Below are 17,073 nucleotides of genomic sequence, written 5' to 3'. Positions count from 1 at the left end.
CCGGACAGTCCACCGGGGCGCCCGCGTCAGTGACTCGGCCGTGGCACTACTCGGCCCGATGGCGGAGGAAGTCGTCCCTCCGCTCGACGGCCAGTTCCAGCAGGAGGTTCGCCAACGGCCCCAGGTCGTCCCAGTCCATGTCGAGGCGGACCTCCAGTCGCATGCGCAGTTCCCTGCGCACCTGGTCCTGTGCGTCGTCGGCGGTCAGGAACTGCGGCCCACGAACGCGCGCCGCGATGTCGGCCGCCAGTCCCCGTGCCGCGTGGTAAAGGTCGACGCCGGGCGGCATCTCGACGGCACCGGCCTCCGTGAGTTGCTGCCTGAGCAGCCGGTAGACAGGCTGCTCCGTGAGAGGAGCGAGCCCGTCGGCGTCGCCCGGTTCGTCCCCGGCCGCGTTCACGTCCCGGACGAGACCGGCCAGATCCGCCGCGGCTTGTTCGAAATCCCGCTCCATGCGGCGGGTGATCTCTTCGAGCTTCTCGCTGAACTTCGTGTACCGGCCCCGGTCCGAGGCGATCTCGGCGGAGATGTGCAGCCGCAGGGAGTTCGACATGTAGGCGGTCCGAGCCCGCACGTCGCTGTTGGCGTCGACGCGCGCCATGAAGTCGGGGTCGGTCATCCTCATGGGCGGCACGCGCTGGAGAATTCCGGTGACCTTGAGATGCTGGGAGATCAGCTGCCGCACCTTGGCCCCGTACCGGCGCGGGCTGAACTGGTCGCGGCCGTCCAGGTAGCGGCGCCTGGCCAGAATCTGCGTCTCGCCGAGCAGCATCGCGTCCCGTTCGTGCGCCAGGGCCTCCGGACGCGGCAGCACGGCGTTGAGCGCGGTGAGGTAGTCCCGCACGAGTTCGTCGAACCGGCTCCGCAGGAAAGGGTCGGCGAGGTCCGCGAGCAGGTCCTCGCGCCGGCTTTCGTCGGCGAGAGCACCGGCATCGGTGATTCCGTGCGCGAACAGAAACACGTCGAGCTTCTGCCGCAGATCGCCCAGCAGCGTCGTGGCGGCCACGTCGGCCTGAAGCAGCAGCCCCTCCCGAACGGGTTCGCCCGGGGCCGTCGTCGCCCCGGAGGTGTCCGCGTGGGCAGGCGTGCTCCTACGGCTCAGATGCTCGACCGACACGTCGTCGTAGCCGTACACCTGCCGCAGGTGCTCCTGGTCGTACGACGCGAGGGAGGTGGCCAGTGCCGGGCCGACGCCGAAGAAGTCGACGACCTGGCCCCACTCCTTGGCACGGTGCGGCCGGTTGGTACGGGCCACGGCCTGGAGCAGTCCGGCGCCGGCGAGTTTCCGGTCCAGGTAGAGAACCTGCTCCACGGGCGCGTCGAAGCCCGTGAGCAGCATGGACTGAACGACAAGGAAGGCCATCGGGCCGGCGTGCTCGCCCTGTTCGTCCAGTTCCTCGTCCCCGGCGGACCGTGCCGGCGTGGCGTCGTGCCAGACCTCGCCTCCCTCCGCCGCGGTTGCCCACCCTGGAGATACCGTGCCGTGCGGGTCCACCTCCCAGGACGGGTCCACGGCGGCGTCGTGCGGGTCACCGAGGCCCTGCTTGAACCGCTCGATGTGCGCGTCCTGGTCGCTCTTGGTGATCCACCGCTTCCAGTCCTCGGGATCCTTCGCCCTGCCCTGCGCGGCCTGCGAGATCACCACAGCGGCGTCCATGGACACCAGGACATGCCGATGCGGGAGCAGGCGCAGCAGTTCCCTTTCCTCCGGGGTGGCGTTCGACGCGCCGAGCGGATCGTGGACCAGACCGGGATCCAGCGCGTCCAGGCGCGCCACCAGTCGGTCCCGTGCTTCGAGAAGTGCGGTGCGGTAGCGGACCGCCGCCAGCCTGGACACGGCGACCAGCTGTGCGCCGAAACGGTCCGGCAGGGCCGAACCCGCCCAGTGGCGGAGCATGTAGTCCGCCTTCTCCGCGATCACGGACGGCGCTTCGAGGATCTCCTTCCTCTGGGCGAACTTGTTGAGCACCCGCTGCCGCCGCTCCGGATCGCTGGGCACCTTCTCGTCGAACTTCGCGTCCAGCGCCGCCTTCTCGATCACTTCCAGAGGCACGCTGTACGCCTCGTAGCGCACAGGGACCACCGATCCGTCCCGCTCGGCGTCCCGCAAGGTGTAGATGTCGGCGAACGGGCCGAAGATCTCTTCGGTCGTCTTCTTGTTCTTGTCGATGATCGGGGTGCCGGTGAAGCCGATCAGCACGGCGTTCGGCAGCATGGCGCGCAGCCGGGCGTGCTGCCACGCGGCGTGGCCTCGGTGGGCCTCGTCGATCAGGACGACCACGTCGTGCCCCGGGTTGGCCACGCGATTGTGGAGGTGCGGAGTGGCCCCCCGCCGTGCGGTCGCCTCCTCGGCCTCGCCACCCCCCTCGCCACCGGCTTGGGCGTCGTTGCCCGGATCGCCCTCGTCCGAGTCGTCGCCCAGGGACTCCTCCGTCCCGTCATACGCCGTGTCGTCCCGCTGTGCCTTCTGGAGCATGACCAGCACCAGGTCGGGCACGTCGACGGCGAGGTATCTCCGCGCCGCCTTGACCGAGCCCGCCCGGTGCGCCTTCTCCTCACTGGCGGCCAGGCTGGTCCTGATCTGCTTCTCCAGATCGAGCCGGTCGGTGACGACGACGACCTTGTGTCCGGCCAGTTCCGGATCGCTGCGCAGGTGACGGACGAGGAACGCCATGGTGAGACTCTTGCCGGAGCCCTGGGTGTGCCAGACGACACCGCCCCGCTGATCGGTGTGCTCACCGGCGGCCACCGCCCGGCTCCGCTCGCGCAGCCGCCGGGACAGCGCGTGGACGGCCTTGAATTGCTGGTAACGGCCGATGACCTTGACGGTGCCACCGCCCTGCCCGGTCCAGGTGGTGAAGTCCCGCACGAGGCTGAGCAGATGGGCGGGGCGCAGTACGCCGCCGACGAGTACGTCCTGCGCCGTGAGGGGCACGTCCGGGCCCTTGCCGGCTTCCCTCAGCACCTGGGTGTCGGGAGCGGGGCGTACGGTCCGCCAGGGGGCGAAGTGCTCGGGCTGGGCGGTGACGGTACCCAGCTCGGCGTGGTCACGGTCGGTCGCGACGAGCACCTGCGCGTACCGGGTGAACTCGGCGACGGCTTTCTTCGACCCGACGCCGGCGTAGCCGATGACCTGATCCACCGCCGCGTCCAGGGCCGCGCGGCTGTCCGTTCCGGTCAACAGGGGTGCCTTGCACTCGATCACACCCCAGGGCAAGCCGTTGACGAACAGCACGAGATCGGGGGTGACGGGCTCGAGGCCCTTGCGTTCGACGCGGAACTGCGAGACGACGAGCAGGTCGTTCCCGCCCTGCCCGTGTGCCTGGCCCGGGGCCGGACCGAACTCGCCGTCCCAGTCGACCAGCCGGATGTGCTCCGGGTCCCCCCTGCGCCGGCCGGGGACGGTACGGGCGTTGATCCCGTTGCGCAGCAGCTGTGTGACCTCGTCGTTGCCCGCCGCTCCCCGCGCGCTGAGTCCCTGACCGGGCGCCGTGCCCCGAACGCGCGCGAGCAGGCGGTTCACCTGGGCGTCGGACAGCCAGGTACGGCCGTCCGGACCGGGGTTGATACGGGCGACGGCGGCACGGAACCGGTCCTCGTAGACGACCTGGGTGAAGGACGAGCGGCCGGAGGCGGCGGGGCTGGTGGCGGGTTCGTCCGGCGGCGCGCCCTGAAGGTGCTCCCACCCCATGGCGACCAACTGGTCGATCAGCGGCTTCTCGGTCCTGTCGTACTCCGGCTGCCCCATCGCTGGTCTCCCCGCCCGCTGTCACCGTACGTTCCCCGCGCCCCGCAAGGACGTGTACGAAACTTTACCTTCGTACGAGCGGGGCGAGTTGGGCGCGGGCGGAGGGCACAGCACGGCCAAGTGGCGGCGGCCGGGAGCGGTCGGGAGTGGGGCAAGGCCAAAAGGCGAGGGCCGGTCCACGGTTCAGGCGACGAGTGCCGCTCCCCCACTCGGACCGATGTCAGGCGTATGGCAGGGGCAGGGATGCGGAGCGGCGGCGCCGACGAGGTCGGCCCCGGGCTCGGGCCCGTCACCGAGCGGCGGCGAAGGGTCCACGGTGAGGGCGAGTTCGAACCAGATGGTCTTACCGCCGGGGCCGTACGGTCCTTCCCTTATGGCGCACCCGCCCCATCGGTCCGCGACGAGGTCGAGGATCGCCAGCCCTCGGCCGGAGTCGGCGTCCGGTGTGGCGCGGAGGGGCTGGGGCAGGTCGGGGCTCATGTCCCAGACGCTGACGCGGAGCACGGGGAACAGCCAGTGCAGCCGGATGGAAGCCGGCCCCATGGTGTGACGAACGGAATTGGTGGTGAGCTCCGACGCCAACAGCTCGGCGCGGTACGTCAGCTCGGTCAGACCATGCGCGGCAAGGGCGGCCCGCAGGGTGGCACGGGCGATGCGGGGCCCGCGCGGGTCGCAGGGAAAGCGGAGTTCGTAGTGCCAGGGGTCGGCGAAGGGGATGGGGGTGGGGTGAGGGCGAGGGGTGTGCCCGTCGGTGTCGGGGCCGGGGACGGGTGCGGCCTGGAATTCGGTGCGAGTGGCGGCGGTGGCGGGGGCGGGGCTCGGTGAGGGCACCGGACCGGCTTCCTGTCGCTGTTGCCTGTTCTTGCTCACGAGGCACCTCCTGGGGTGCGAGTACGTGACGTGAGATGGGTGGGTGGAGTTGAGCGGGGCGGGTGCGGGAGTCGCGCGGTGCGCGGGTACGACCCGGCGTCGACGGTGGCAATGCCGGTACGGGCCCTGCCGTCCCGGGCGGGCAGGGGGAACCGGTGCGCTTCCAGTGACACACAGCAATTGGATCGCTTCAGACTGTAGCGTATATTTCAACCCGTGAGACCTGGGTGACATCAACGGGTTGAATCGCTGCCCCTGAGTGGACAGAAGTCGTCGGGCTCTGCCGGGCCCTGACCACGCATGAAGAGAGGGAGCATGGCACCACGTCAAGCACCGACGATCCGGCAGCGCCGCTTCGGCACCGAGCTTCGTCGGCTTCGAGAGGCTGCCGGCCTGTCGGCCCCGAAGGCAGCTGACCTGCTGGGCACCGACCGCACAACGATTTCCAACGTGGAGGCCGGCCGTTTCGGAATCAGCGAGGAGCGACTACGCCGATTGGCGAGCATCTACGAATGCGGCGACCCCACGCTCGTCGATGCGCTGGCGTCCATGACCGGCGGCCGGAAGGCCGGCTGGTGGGACGAGTATCGCGGAAAGATTCCGCCGGATTTTCTCGACGTATCCGAACTGGAGCACTACGCCTCGGGGCTTCGGACGCTACAAACGGCGCATCTACCAGGCATCTTCCAGACCGAAGATCACGCGCGAGCGCTCTTCGACCTGTTCATGCCGGCGCTCCCCCGGCTTGAGATCGAACTGCGCATCGCACAGCGCATGGCCCGCCGCGCGGTCATCGCCGCTCCCAGGTCCGTGCCGTACAAAGGTCTGATCCATGAGTCCGCGCTGCGGATGCAGGTGGGCGGCCGAAAGGTGGCGAAGACGCAGCTGCACCAGTTGCTGGAAGAGAGCGAGCGTCCCAACGTGACGCTTCTGGTGATCCCGTTCGCATCCGGCGGCTTCCCCATGGCCGGCGACTCCGTCATGTACGCCGCAGGAGCGAGTCACCATCTCGACACGGTTCAGGTGGACTCACCGATCGGCGCCGTCTACTTCGACTCCCCCACGCAACTGGTCAACTTCGGCGCACGACTGGACGCGGTGGAACAAGTGGCGTTGACTCCAAGCCAGTCGAGGGACCTTATCCTTGGAATCGCCGGAGATCTGTAAGAGGTAGACCGCGTTGGCTGACTCGAAGTGGCAGAAGTCCTCATACTCCGAGGCTTCGGGTAACAACTGTGTAGAGGTGACCACGAGGGGGCAGGGCTTCGTAGCGCTTCGGGACAGCACGCGGCCGAATCGGACCGTATCCACCAGCCGGACGGCCTTCAGCACCTTCATACAGGAACTCAAGACTCGGCTGACCCATCCGTCCGTCTGACGTCTTGGCTCACTTGCAGCCGCCTTCCGGCTCACGCCGCCGGAAGGCGCACCGCCCCGCGGAGAAGGTCTTCGACCACGCCTTGTTGCACGGTCCGCAGCTTCGCGATCTGTCGCTCCAGTGCCGTCCGACGCGAACGAATCGCCTGGATCGGCGCGATGATGCGCTTCTGCTCCTCAACACCGGGCAAGGGGACCGGCATCTGTTTCACTTGCGTCGAATTGATCGACGCAAGGTTCGTTGTCTGCTTGCCGACGCGCTGGAAATAAGCCCGCCCTTCAGCCGATGCCGTGCACAAGGCGAGAAAGTCCGGCAAAATACGCTCCCCGCATCGAACCCGAAAGACATGGTTCTGATGAAGACATGAGTCGAGGCGACCGTCCCAAACCGCGCCACGACCGAGCTTGTCGAGGTCGCCACCTTCAGTCAGAAGTAGATCACCTTTGCACAGAGCAAACCGCTCATAACGTGAGCGAAGAATCCGCACTTTCTTGACGTCAGTGGTGTCGATTCGCCCATCCAACACATTGGCCACGCGCAGATACGGCAGTTCGACGGTGCCGTCCCCAACTGGTTCAGACCCCAGAGTGACGCCGGCTGCGACAGATGCAACCGCTTGCAAAAGGACCTGCTCCCAACGGTCAATGTCCTCTTGTGCCAACGCTGCTCTAGCCAGCGCACTTTCGGTTGCAGTCAGCTTGCCCAGGACCCCTTGCAGCGCGGCGATACGCCGCTCGAAGGCGGCGTGCGCGGCGACGATCCGGCGTTGCTCCGCCATCGCGGGGACACCGATCTCCAGCTCCTGAAGCCGCGACGTATCGAGCCGCCCCGTACCGTGACTGGTTTCCTCCACCATACGAAGGATCTCAGGTGTGCGGACCCGGATGGCGTACGCCAGGAAATGCGGGTCAATCCCGTCCTTCGGAATCACCGCCTTGCAATCCTGCCCGAACGCCACCTCCCGCTGCGTCACACCGATTCGAAATTCTGACTTGAGGCTCATCCCTCGCACCACAAAAAGCGTGGTGCCCTTACCTACGAGGCGAGAGCCGTTCTTCGCGCCAAGTGGTGTCAGCCGACGGTCGGACTCCTTGATATGGAAGTCCTTCATACTCGCGCCGCTGATCCAGGGAATGTCACCACCCCAGTAGGCCTCATTCGACGTGCTCGGCGTGCCGCCGGACAGCCACCGCCCTACGTCGGCGAGCTTGAGCCGCTGCCACCCGGTCGGCCAAGAGCGCTCCCCGCCCACCTCGACCGCCTCACCGCGCATAACCCAGCTCCTTCAGCCACCCCGTCAGCTCCCCCGCCGCCCCCTCGCTCTCCGCCTCGAGCGCCGCCAGCGACACCTCGTACTTCTCCGCCCACCGACGGAAGACGGCCACCAGCTCTCGCCGCCCCGCCGCGACCGCCGCGACCAGGCGGCCGGACAGGTCGCCGTCCAGGACCGTCAGGACCACCTGCTTCGCCTCGCCATCCGCCGCGTTCGTGACGTCCGCCGCCGCGCGCAGGTCTTTGAGGAAACGGTCGTCCAGCGCCTTGCGCTTCTTCTTGGCCGCCGTCAGTTCCCGCTTCCGGCGGGCGAGAGCCACCTCCAGGCGGGTGATTTCCTCCGGCGACGCCGGTTCCGCCGTTTCACCGCCCTCGCCCGGCTCCTCCGCGCCGTCGGCGCCTGCCGCGTCGTCAGCGTCCTCGGACACCGGCGCCGGCTTCGCCTCTGCCAGTTCCTCCGCCGCCGTCCGCTGCGCCGCGTCCGCCTCCGTCACCGCCTTGTCGGCGGCGGCCACCTCGTCCAGGAACTCCGGGATCAGCGCGCGTACCACCGGGTGGTCCATCGCACGGCGGCGGTCCGCTCCGGACACCGAGGGCTTCTTCGCGGGAGCGTCGCCCTCCTCCGTCGGTGGCAACGCGGGATCGACGATCGCCTCGACCGAGTCGACCCAGCCCTCCAGTACCCGGCTGTAACCGCCGGCCGCCAGAGCCTTCAGGTCGTACCTGTTGGCCGTCCACCAGTCGGCCATGATTCCGGCCGTGCGGTACTCGTCCAGGACACCGGCCCCTCCCACCGCACCGGTGAAACCGCTCACCAGCGAACCGCGCAACTCCATCAGCCGCCGGTTCGCCACCAGTTCCGCGAATCGTGGCTCCTGCTCCGCCCACCACGTCCCGTACGCGTCCCAGAGCCGCGTCTCCCGCTCCAGAGTGAGAGCCGGGATGCGGTTCGCCGTAGCTTCCGGCCCCTCCTCCAAGAAGTCGTAGTACTCCGGGTCGTCGTCCCGCTCGGCGAACAACGCCGACGCCTCAAGGCCATACGCCGTGAACAGCTTCCGCTTGGTCTCGACCTCGGCCACCGGCACCCCGCCGTACAGGTGCGCGCGTACGTCCTGCGTCTCGGCCGGTGGCGAGTTGTCCACCCAGCGGCGGATGTTGAGGTTGGCCTCCGCCCCGAGCAGGTCCGCCGTCTCCACCTCACGTGAGTAGCCCGGGATCTGACGCCGGCCGTGGTAGACCGTGACGATCTTCTCCACGTGCTCGGGACCCAGCTCGTTCTGGTTTCTGCCCGCCGTGTAGTCACGGTCCGCGTTGATGAAGAGGACCTTCCTCTTTCGGTCCCCGGTCTTGCGGTGCGGCGGTCGCAGGACCAGGACACACGCAGGGATACCGGTCCCGTAGAAGAGGTTCGGGCCCAGACCGATCACGGCTTCGATGCAGTCGTCCCGCAGCAGGCCCTCGCGGATGTCCCGCTCCTTGCCGCCCCGGAACAGGATTCCGTGCGGCATCACGATCGCCGCCACACCGTCCTCCTCCAGCACCGACACCATGTGCTGGACGAACATCAGGTCGGCCTTCTTGTTGCTCTCCGGGGCCCAGCCCCACCGCATCCGGGTGCCGTGGTCCTGGTCGGCCTTGGCCACCAGTCCCGCGTCGTAGTTGAGCGAGAACGGCGGGTTCGAGAGGACCTTGGTGAATTTCCGCAGCCGGTTGTCCCCGGTCAGGTGAAGCGGTTCCGTCAGGGTGTCGCCATGCTCCAGTTCGAAGATACGAATGCCGTGCAGGACCATGTTCATGCTGGCCATCGCCCAGGACGGCCCGCTTTTGTCCTGCCCGTACACCCCGAGCTGTTCCGGGTCGTGGCCGTGTTCCTCGACGTGCTCCCGCGCGGCGATCAACATGCCCCCGGATCCGGCGCACGGGTCGTAGACGGACTCCTCCGGCTGGGGATCGACCAGTCGTACCATCATGCGGACGACCGAGCGCGGCGTGTAGAACTCGCCGCCCTTCTGGCCGGCGGAGTCGGCGAACCGGCCGAGCAGGTACTCGTATGCCGCACCCAGCATGTCGGGGAACTCGAAGTCCTCGTTCCGCAGCCGGTAGAGGCTGAAGTGCCGGATCAGCGAGCGGAGTTCGGAGTTGGTGAACCGGGGCTTGGTGCCGACGACCTCGTTGAACGTGATGTGTGAGGTGACGCCGGCCAGCCGTGTGTTGCCGTCCTGAAGGGCCACGAGCGCCTTGTCCAGCGCCTCTCCCACCTGGCTGGTGAGCTGCCCGACACCGGGCACGGTGACGTCGGGGCTCTCAGGGTCGAGGACGTGCGCGCGCTTCCACCAACGCGCCCTGGGCGGCACGTAGAAGACCCGGGTGTAGCGTTCGGGGTTGTCCGCCCGCTTCAGGGCCTTGACCGGATCGCCCGTCTTCTCCAGTGCCGCCGCGTACTCCCGCTCCCACTCCGGTTCGAACTCGTCGGACGCCCGCTTCAGGAACAGCATCCCGAAGATGTAGTCGCGGTACTCCGAGGCGTCCATCCGCCCGCGCAGGATGTCGGCGGCCGAGAAGAGGTGCCGTTCGAGCTCGGGCAGGGTGATTCTGGCCACGCGATTCCTTTGTACGACGGGGACCGGAGTGCTACGGCAGCCTAGACGCCCGAGGTCTGGTGACGGTAACCGTGTCCCCGTCCCGTCACCGAGCGTGTGGAGTCGGGAACGATACCGAGACTCACCACCAGCCGCCACACATCGGTCGACGGATCACGCCCGAGCACCGGGCAGTCGAGAGCGTGTCCGGAGCGGGCGGCCCAGGCTTCGGTGGACTTCGCCGGCTTGTCCCGGTCGTACGCGTACGTCTTGCCGTTGTTCCCGCTGCACGAACCGTGCTCGCACTGCGTGACGAGACTCTTGGCATGGGCCACGGCGGCCTTCAGGGCGTCCTTGTCGCTCAGAGCGGCCCATCGGTCGTCCTTGATGCTCTTGTCGTTCCGCTTGTCGAACCTTTTGAACGCCGGGTGGGCTTTGCGCAGCTTGTCCACGATGTCCTTGCTATCGCCGCTCTGCCGTCCGCCGTATGCCTGGAAGTGCAACAGCAGCCAGAGGTCGAAGGAGGGATGGGAGAAGCAGACCTCCGTGGACTCCTCGGCGGCCTCCGCAAGTGCCTTCGGAATGTCATGGTGCTGATCGCGGTCGAAGAGCGCCCAGGCCTCGTCCTCCTTCGCCGTACCACGCACGGAGGCGACCACCTCGGCGGGTGTCATGCCGTTCTTGACATAGACGGGCTGGATACGGAACCGCTGCCCCTCGTAACCGCTGCCGTCCCCGAACTGGGCCTTGAGGTGGTTGAGATAGTCCGGTTCTGTGGACTCCCCCTCGCAGCCCACGTAGAGCACGCGCTCCGCGCGGGATTCGTCCGGCGGTGGCGGCGGGGGCGGGAGAAGTGTTTGCGCCTCGTCCTTGTTGCTCCGGCGCTTGCCCTTCCGTTTCCCGGTTCCCTGCGGCTGACCGCCGTGGCGCTGTTCCTGCTGCCCGCTCACGCTGTCGCCTTCGCCTCCTGCCAGGACACTTCGCGGGCGATCTCGCCCGCACTCACGCGCGGCACGCCCCCGTACCGGCCGCGCAGATAGCCGCGTTCCAGGTTCTCGCCGTCCGCCGGGTGCGCCGCTGTCAGCGGGTAGAGGTCGGTGGCACCCGACCGGCCCTTCACCGTGATCCACACTTGGTCGCGGCCGAGAGGCCGGTCCAGCACCTCGCTGCCCAGCAGGGTCGCGTCATGGGTCGTGAAGATCAGCTGGGCGTTCTTCGGATTGGCCCGTGGGTCCTGGAAGATGCGCACGACTTCCGCCGCGAGTGTGGGGTGCAGGCTCGAATCCAGCTCGTCCACCAGCAGTACGGCTCCCCGATCGAGCACGGTGAGCATCGGTCCGAGGAAGGCGAACCAGGCATGCGTGCCGAACGACTCCTCGGTGAGGAACTCCAGCGGCACATCCGCGCCGTCCGTGGTGCGGTGCCGCAGCCGGATCGCGCCCGTCTCACGGTCGACCTCGATGCCGGTGACGCCCAGGTCCGCCACGGACAGCAGCCGCAGAATCCGATCGGCGTATTCGTTCCTGGAGCCGGCGTCCGTCAGGAGATCCTGGGTCCATTTGGTCCGGTGGACGACGTCCTCGCCCGGGGTCACCAGCCACAGGTTGTCCATGAACCAGCGGTGCAGGGCGGACAGTTGCGGGTCGTTGAGCGTGGCCGCGGTGGAGAGGAACAGCGCGTCGGGCCGGGTCAGCTTGGTCAGGACCTCGCGCTGGCCGGTGAACCCGTCACTCTCGAAGACGAACTCGCCCCCCTCCTCCTCCGGCCTGTCGGCCTCCCGGTCGAACCAGACTTCACGTTCGCCCCGTGGATAGGCGTGCAGCCACTCGGCCTCCACCCGGTCGTCGGAGAGCTCGAAGCCATAGGTGAAACGGACGGGTGTGCGCCCGAGAGTGAGGTCGACCTCGTAGAGGCTGGTCTCGTCCGCGCTGTCGGGGTCGAGTTTGAAGGGCTTCCTGGGGACTCCGGGCGTCTTCGTCCAGTCGGCGAAAGAGGTCCGCACCGCCGCGCGCATGTCGCGCAGCGCGCTCATGAGGTTCGTCTTGCCGGAGGCGTTCGGGCCGAAGACACCGATCACGGGAAGAGCCGCTACCTCGGCGCCGTCGTGTCGCAGACCGCTGTCACGAGCCGCGCCGTCGCCCAGCGCGGTGCCGATCAGCGACAGCTCGCGCTCGTCGCGAATCGAGCGGTGGTTGGCCACCCGAAATCGCAGGAGCACTTCGACCTCCTGATGGGACCGAACGTCTCGTCCCTCGTGCCGTACATGCGGACGTTCCGCACCCGCAGCCTATGACGAGCGGTGATCCGTTGCCAGCCCGCTGATCATCTCGGCGGGCTCGAGCCGCGGCGACGACCGGCCGGCGGGCCGGGTCCCGCCCCGAGCACATGCCACGAACCGCCGGTTACGACGCACCGCCCGAGACGCGAGCATTTCCCTGCGATGCCCTGTTTCTCCGGGGTGCGATCGGGTTCACTATGGAGCGATCCGGCCGCGTCTGAAGGGGGCAGAACGTGAGCGAGGCATTACCACCGAGCGGGATACCGCCGGTTCCCGTGGATCCCCCCGCCCCCTCGACCGGCCCCGTGCCGGTCCCGCCGGTTCCCCCGGCACCGGTGCCGGATCCGGCACCGCCGTCCCCCGGCCGCAAGCTGGGTGACGTCGCGGCGCTGATCTCCTCCTTGGCGGCCGTGGCCGGTGTGCTGCTCGGTTTCTTCGGCCTGCCGGCGGTGGTCGACTCGCCCACCGCGCAGACCGCGCCACCCGCCACGACGGCAACGGCGACAGCGACGGTCACGGTGACAGCGCCCGCCCCGCCCGCGTCCGGCTCCGACAACGACGGCACGGCGAAGCCGCCTGCTCCGGCGCCGCTGCCCTCGGGCTCCGTGCCGCTGACCGATCTCTCCCCGGTGGGCGGCGGCGACGCGTTCACCCTCCGATCGGTGACCATGGGGTCCAATTCCTACGAGAGTGCCATGGTCTTGGCCCTGCCCTGCTCCGGAGCCCCCATCGACTACAGCATCAACGAGCGGTACACGTCACTCACGTTCACCGTCGGACTGGACGACAACGGTGTGGCCGAAGTGATCAACGTGACGATCCAGGGCGACGGCGTGAACCGGAAGGCCGTGAACGCGGAGATCAACCGGCCGCGCGCCGTGGCCGTGGACGTGACGGGTGTCGTCAAACTCCGGATCACCTCCACCGGCGAGTGCGGCGAAAGCGACAGACTCGTCGTCGGGCCGGCCGACGCCGCGCTCCACTCCTGATCCGGGCTTCGCCCTGCCGGAGCACATGCCACGAACCACCGGTTACGGACAGCTCCTCGGCGATACGCTCCGGAACGTACCCGTGTCGCGCCCACCGCGGCGACCGGCCATCCGTACCCCGAGGAGTCGCCGATGCGTGACGCAGCCGTCGCCATCTCGCACGCTCAACTCGCCCGCAGTGTCGTGGAGCGGCTCGCCCCCGACGAGACGGCCTCGTTCGAGCTGATCGCCCAGCCGTATCTGGACGATCCGTCGTTCGGCGGCCGGGCGGCGCCTGGCCGGGGGCGTGGCGGGCCCCCGCTGGCGTCGGGGCTCGACCTGGCCGGTGCGCTCACACCGACCGTCGTGGTGGTCACCGGATGGGCTCTCGGGGCGCTCGCGCAGGGGGCCGCCGCCGAGCTGACCAACCAGGGCGCCCGGCTCACCGGCTCCCTCCTGGACCGGTTCCGGCGCGGGTCCCGGACCGGCGGCGCCGCGGTCAGTGTCCCCGTGGCGGAGCTGGCCCCCGGCCGGCTCGGCGCCGTACGCGACGCCGTACGGGCCAAGGCCGAGGCGCTGGGCGTGGGCCCGGACCGGGCGGCGGTGCTCGCCGACGCCGTGGTGGGAGAACTGGCCCTGCTGCGCGAGGAGAGCGGGGAGCGGGGGGAGAACAGGGACCACGAGCGCACGGCGCGCGACGGCCGGAACGCGGCGGACCCCAACCCCGGGGCGTTACCGGGGTCACCTCGGTGACGCGCCACGACGCGGACGGGCGGGTCGACGTCCGCGCCTTCCCCTCCGACCTCACTCTGCTCCTCCTGCTGCTCGCGGCGAGCGTGCTGGCAGGCGACTTCTTCTTCGCCCGCTGGCTGGCCGAATCGCGGGCCCCGGTGGACTGCTCAGGGGCCTCCTACGCGGCGGGCAATCTGGTCGCCTCCTGTCCGAAGGACGCGGGAGCCGTCTTCACCGGCACGCTCACCGTCCTCGTCCAGGTACTGCTCCCCGGCATCGCGGGATTCGCGTTCGCCTCCCGGCTGCGGATCCGGCGGCACGTGCCGTTGGAGACGAGCCCTTTCCGGGGAGCGGCGGAGACCGTACGCGCGCTGGTCGCCGCCGCCGCGCTGCCCGCGTCGCCCACGCTGCTGGTGGGACAGCGGCTGCGGGCGGGCGCCCACGTCGCCGGGCCGCCCGGCCGGCCCCATCTGGTCCTCGGCCCCGAACTGCTGGCGATGCACGACAAGGGCGGGTCCGCGCGCCGGGTGTTCGACGTGGTGGTCCGGCACGAACTCGCGCATCTCCAGGCGCGGGACCTGTGGCTGCACTTCATGGTGACCGTGCTGCGTTGGTCGAACGTGTACGCCGGCGCCTTCGCCCTCTTCACCGTGATCCTCGACCTCGGCTACGGCAACGGCGCCACCGCGTCCGACCTGCTGGCCGCCGTCTCACGCGTCGTCCTGCTCACCCTGCTCGGCGAGCTGATCGCCCGCGCGTTCCTGCGGCTGCGCGAGCACGAGGCCGATCTGCGCGGCGGCGCGGCGGACCGCGAGGCGCTGATCGCCGCGGTGCGGGGCGGTGTGGCCGGGCAGGGCACCGCCCGGCTCGGGGCCTGGCTGCGGCATCATCCCCTCGGCGCGGAGCGGCTCGGTGTGGCGCTGGCACCGGATCGGATCCTGGCGTCGTCGCCCGGCCGGCTGTTTCTCGGGGCGACGGTCGCCGGGGTGCTCTTCGAGACCCTCCAGGACATGCTCCGGCGCACCGCGGACGCCGCGGGGAAACCGGCCACCACGCTGATGACCGGGGTGGCCGTCGGACTGCCGCTGACGCTCTTCCTGGCGTTCGCCCTGTGGCGGCACCACTGGTACGCCGGGCGCACCGGCCCGGGACGGCTCGTGGCGACCGCCGGCGTGCTGACCGTAGGCGTGGTCGGGGGCAGTCATCTGGCGCTGTTCACACAGGTGTCCGGCTTCAGCGAGGCCGGGTACCCGCTGGACCCGCTGCTCCTGGCGGGCCTGTTCTGCGGTCTGCTGCTGCTCTGCGCCTGGACCACCGCGCTCGGCGCGCTCCACCACCGCACCGATCCGGGCGCGACCCGTATGCCGGCGTTCCTGACCCTGACGGTACCGGCGGTGTCCGTGGTGGGCGGCTGGCTGTTCGCCCTGCTGTGGACGTGGGCCGCGCGGCTCCAGGGGGTTCGTCTCGGCTGCGCTGCCGAGGAGAACCGGGCCGTGCCCCTCTGTCTGTCCGGCTCGCCGGGACGGGACATCGCCGTCTCGGTCGTCGAGACGTTCGACTCCGTACCGGTGCTGGTGGTCGTGGTACTGGTCGCCGTCGCCGCACCCCTGTTGATCCGGGCCGGGGCCGGGGGCCGGGCGCGGCGAGGACGGCCGGTGGCGCCGGACGCCGGGGACGCGGTGGAGTAGGGCCGGTGCCGCGAGACCGGTCCCGAGGGGCTCGGGCCCAAGAAGACCGGTACCACCCCGGTGGGACGGCGGCGCTGGTGCACGGGGCCGCCCCGGCCGGTGAAGGGCAAGGCGTCGAGTGCGACTGTGTGCGCGCTCATTGGCTCTCCGAGGGAGCGTGACGTCGCACTCGACGCCACCGCGCCGTCACGCGGCTCCCCTGGGTTCACCCACCGCGCCCCCGCCTCACCCCGCCAGTGCCCGCGCCCGCGTCCTCCGCTCCGTCGTCGCGATCGTCGCCGAGCCGACCACGCGCGTCCCGTCGTACAGCACGATCGCCTGGCCCGGGGCCACTCCCCGTACCGGCTCCGCGAAGCGGACGTGGAGCGTGCCGTCCCGCAGCTCCGCGGTGACCGCGGTCTCACCGCCGTGGGCGCGCAGCTGGGCCGTGTAGGCGCCGGGGCCCGTGGGGGCGGTGCCGCACCAGCGGGGCTTGACGGCCGTCAGCGCCGTGACGTCCAGCGAGGCGGCCGGGCCGACCGTGACCGTGTTGTCGACGGGCGAGATGTCCAGCACGTAGCGCGGCTTGCCGTCGGCGGCCGGGTGGCCGATGCGCAGGCCCTTGCGCTGGCCGACGGTGAAGCCGTACGCGCCGTCGTGGCTGCCCACCTTCGTACCGGACTCGTCGACGATGTCGCCCTCGGCCTTCCCCAGCCGGTTCGCCAGGAAGCCCTGGGTGTCGCCGTCGGCGATGAAGCAGATGTCGTGGCTGTCGGGCTTCTTCGCCACGGCCAGGCCCCGCCGCTCCGCCTCCGCGCGGATCTCGTCCTTGGTGGTGAGCGTGTCCCCGAGCGGGAACATCGCGTGCGCGAGCTGCCGCTCGTCCAGCACCCCGAGGACGTACGACTGGTCCTTGGCCATGTCGCTGGCGCGGTGCAGCTCCCGGGCGCCGTCCGGGCCGGTGACGATCGTCGCGTAGTGGCCCGTGCACACGGCGTCGAAGCCGAGCGCGAGCGCCTTGTCGAGGAGCGCGGCGAACTTGATCTTCTCGTTGCAGCGCAGGCAGGGATTCGGGGTGCGGCCCGCCTCGTACTCCGCGACGAAGTCCTCGACGACGTCCTCGCGGAAGCGCTCGGCGAGGTCCCACACGTAGAAGGGGATGCCGATGACATCGGCCGCCCGGCGTGCGTCGCGGGAGTCCTCGATCGTGCAGCAGCCCCGCGCGCCCGTGCGGAAGGACTGGGGGTTCGCGGAGAGCGCCAGGTGCACTCCGGTGACGTCGTGTCCCGCCTCGGCGGCGCGGGCGGCGGCGACGGCGGAGTCCACGCCGCCGGACATGGCGGCCAGGACACGGAGGGGGCGCTGGGAGTTCTCAGTCATAGCTCCACCAGGGTACGGCCCGGAGGGAACCACATGCGTGTGAGTATGCGTTGTCGTCCATATGGACGAGCACGTGGACGAGCGCGCCGGGATGAACCCGGCCACCCGCGCGACGGCTGCCGGCGGCCCGGCCGCCGGGCCCGACAGCGCTGCCGGCGGCCGCGCCGACGGCGGATTCGCCGGTGGTCACGGCCTCGGGGG

Annotated in this window: 12 protein-coding genes; 5 read left to right on the top strand and 7 right to left on the bottom strand. The window is 69.8% G+C overall.

Features of this window, described 5'->3' with window-relative positions:
- Positions 1 to 46 precede the first annotated feature (46 nt).
- Both ACU6P3_RS24670 and ACU6P3_RS24665 read right to left on the bottom strand, forming a co-directional pair.
- Positions 47 to 3,748, bottom strand: a complete 3,702-nt coding sequence (locus tag ACU6P3_RS24670; protein ID WP_447194161.1) for a type I restriction endonuclease subunit R — start codon at positions 3,746 to 3,748, stop codon at positions 47 to 49.
- Between the two features lie 183 nt (positions 3,749 to 3,931).
- Positions 3,932 to 4,618 (bottom strand): ATP-binding protein, encoded by a 687-nt coding sequence (locus ACU6P3_RS24665; protein ID WP_447194160.1) that lies wholly within the window; start codon positions 4,616 to 4,618, stop codon positions 3,932 to 3,934.
- A 315-nt stretch (positions 4,619 to 4,933) separates the two neighbouring features.
- Here ACU6P3_RS24665 and ACU6P3_RS24660 point away from each other — a divergent pair, with 315 nt between their 5' ends.
- On the top strand, positions 4,934 to 5,785 hold the full coding sequence (locus tag ACU6P3_RS24660; RefSeq protein ID WP_447194159.1) for a helix-turn-helix domain-containing protein: 852 nt from the start codon (positions 4,934 to 4,936) through the stop codon (positions 5,783 to 5,785).
- Positions 5,786 to 5,798: 13 nt separating this feature from the next.
- A complete protein-coding gene (locus tag ACU6P3_RS24655; RefSeq protein WP_447194158.1) occupies positions 5,799 to 5,996 on the top strand; it encodes a DUF397 domain-containing protein in 198 nt (65 codons plus the stop codon).
- A gap of 31 nt (positions 5,997 to 6,027) precedes the next feature.
- Here the strand turns inward: ACU6P3_RS24655 and ACU6P3_RS24650 are convergent, their stop codons facing one another.
- From ACU6P3_RS24650 to ACU6P3_RS24635, 4 genes are read right to left on the bottom strand one after another with little or no spacing between them, the layout of a single operon-like run.
- Positions 6,028 to 7,269, bottom strand: coding sequence for a restriction endonuclease subunit S (locus ACU6P3_RS24650; RefSeq protein ID WP_447194157.1), 1,242 nt, complete (start codon positions 7,267 to 7,269; stop codon positions 6,028 to 6,030).
- Positions 7,259 to 9,868: a type I restriction-modification system subunit M gene (locus ACU6P3_RS24645; protein WP_447194156.1), complete on the bottom strand. Its 2,610-nt coding sequence runs from the start codon at positions 9,866 to 9,868 to the stop codon at positions 7,259 to 7,261. The genes ACU6P3_RS24650 and ACU6P3_RS24645 overlap by 11 nt, the downstream gene beginning before the upstream one ends.
- Positions 9,869 to 9,909: 41 nt before the next feature.
- Positions 9,910 to 10,797, bottom strand: coding sequence for an RloB family protein (locus ACU6P3_RS24640; protein ID WP_447194155.1), 888 nt, complete (start codon positions 10,795 to 10,797; stop codon positions 9,910 to 9,912).
- Positions 10,794 to 12,065 carry an AAA family ATPase gene (locus tag ACU6P3_RS24635; protein WP_447194154.1) on the bottom strand — a complete coding sequence of 424 codons (1,272 nt, stop codon included), beginning with the start codon at positions 12,063 to 12,065 and terminating at the stop codon, positions 10,794 to 10,796. Before ACU6P3_RS24635 ends, ACU6P3_RS24640 begins: the two co-directional genes overlap by 4 nt.
- Positions 12,066 to 12,358: 293 nt before the next feature.
- On the opposite strand from ACU6P3_RS24635, the gene ACU6P3_RS24630 reads away from it, so the two are divergent.
- From ACU6P3_RS24630 to ACU6P3_RS24620, 3 genes are all read left to right on the top strand, one after another.
- A complete protein-coding gene (locus tag ACU6P3_RS24630; RefSeq protein WP_447194153.1) occupies positions 12,359 to 13,114 on the top strand; it encodes an NPCBM/NEW2 domain-containing protein in 756 nt (251 codons plus the stop codon).
- A gap of 132 nt (positions 13,115 to 13,246) precedes the next feature.
- Positions 13,247 to 13,846 (top strand): hypothetical protein, encoded by a 600-nt coding sequence (locus ACU6P3_RS24625; RefSeq protein WP_447194152.1) that lies wholly within the window; start codon positions 13,247 to 13,249, stop codon positions 13,844 to 13,846.
- A complete protein-coding gene (locus ACU6P3_RS24620) occupies positions 13,843 to 15,513 on the top strand; it encodes a hypothetical protein (RefSeq protein ID WP_447194151.1) in 1,671 nt (556 codons plus the stop codon). The genes ACU6P3_RS24625 and ACU6P3_RS24620 overlap by 4 nt, the downstream gene beginning before the upstream one ends.
- 225 nt (positions 15,514 to 15,738) lie before the next feature.
- Here the strand turns inward: ACU6P3_RS24620 and mnmA are convergent, their stop codons facing one another.
- Positions 15,739 to 16,872: a tRNA 2-thiouridine(34) synthase MnmA gene (mnmA, locus tag ACU6P3_RS24615; RefSeq protein WP_447194150.1), complete on the bottom strand. Its 1,134-nt coding sequence runs from the start codon at positions 16,870 to 16,872 to the stop codon at positions 15,739 to 15,741.
- Between the last annotated feature and the right edge of the window lie 201 nt (positions 16,873 to 17,073).

The organism is Streptomyces hebeiensis (genome assembly GCF_052983195.1).
The sequence above is the reverse complement of the archived record's forward strand: the minus strand, read 5'-3'. Positions and strand labels throughout refer to the sequence as shown.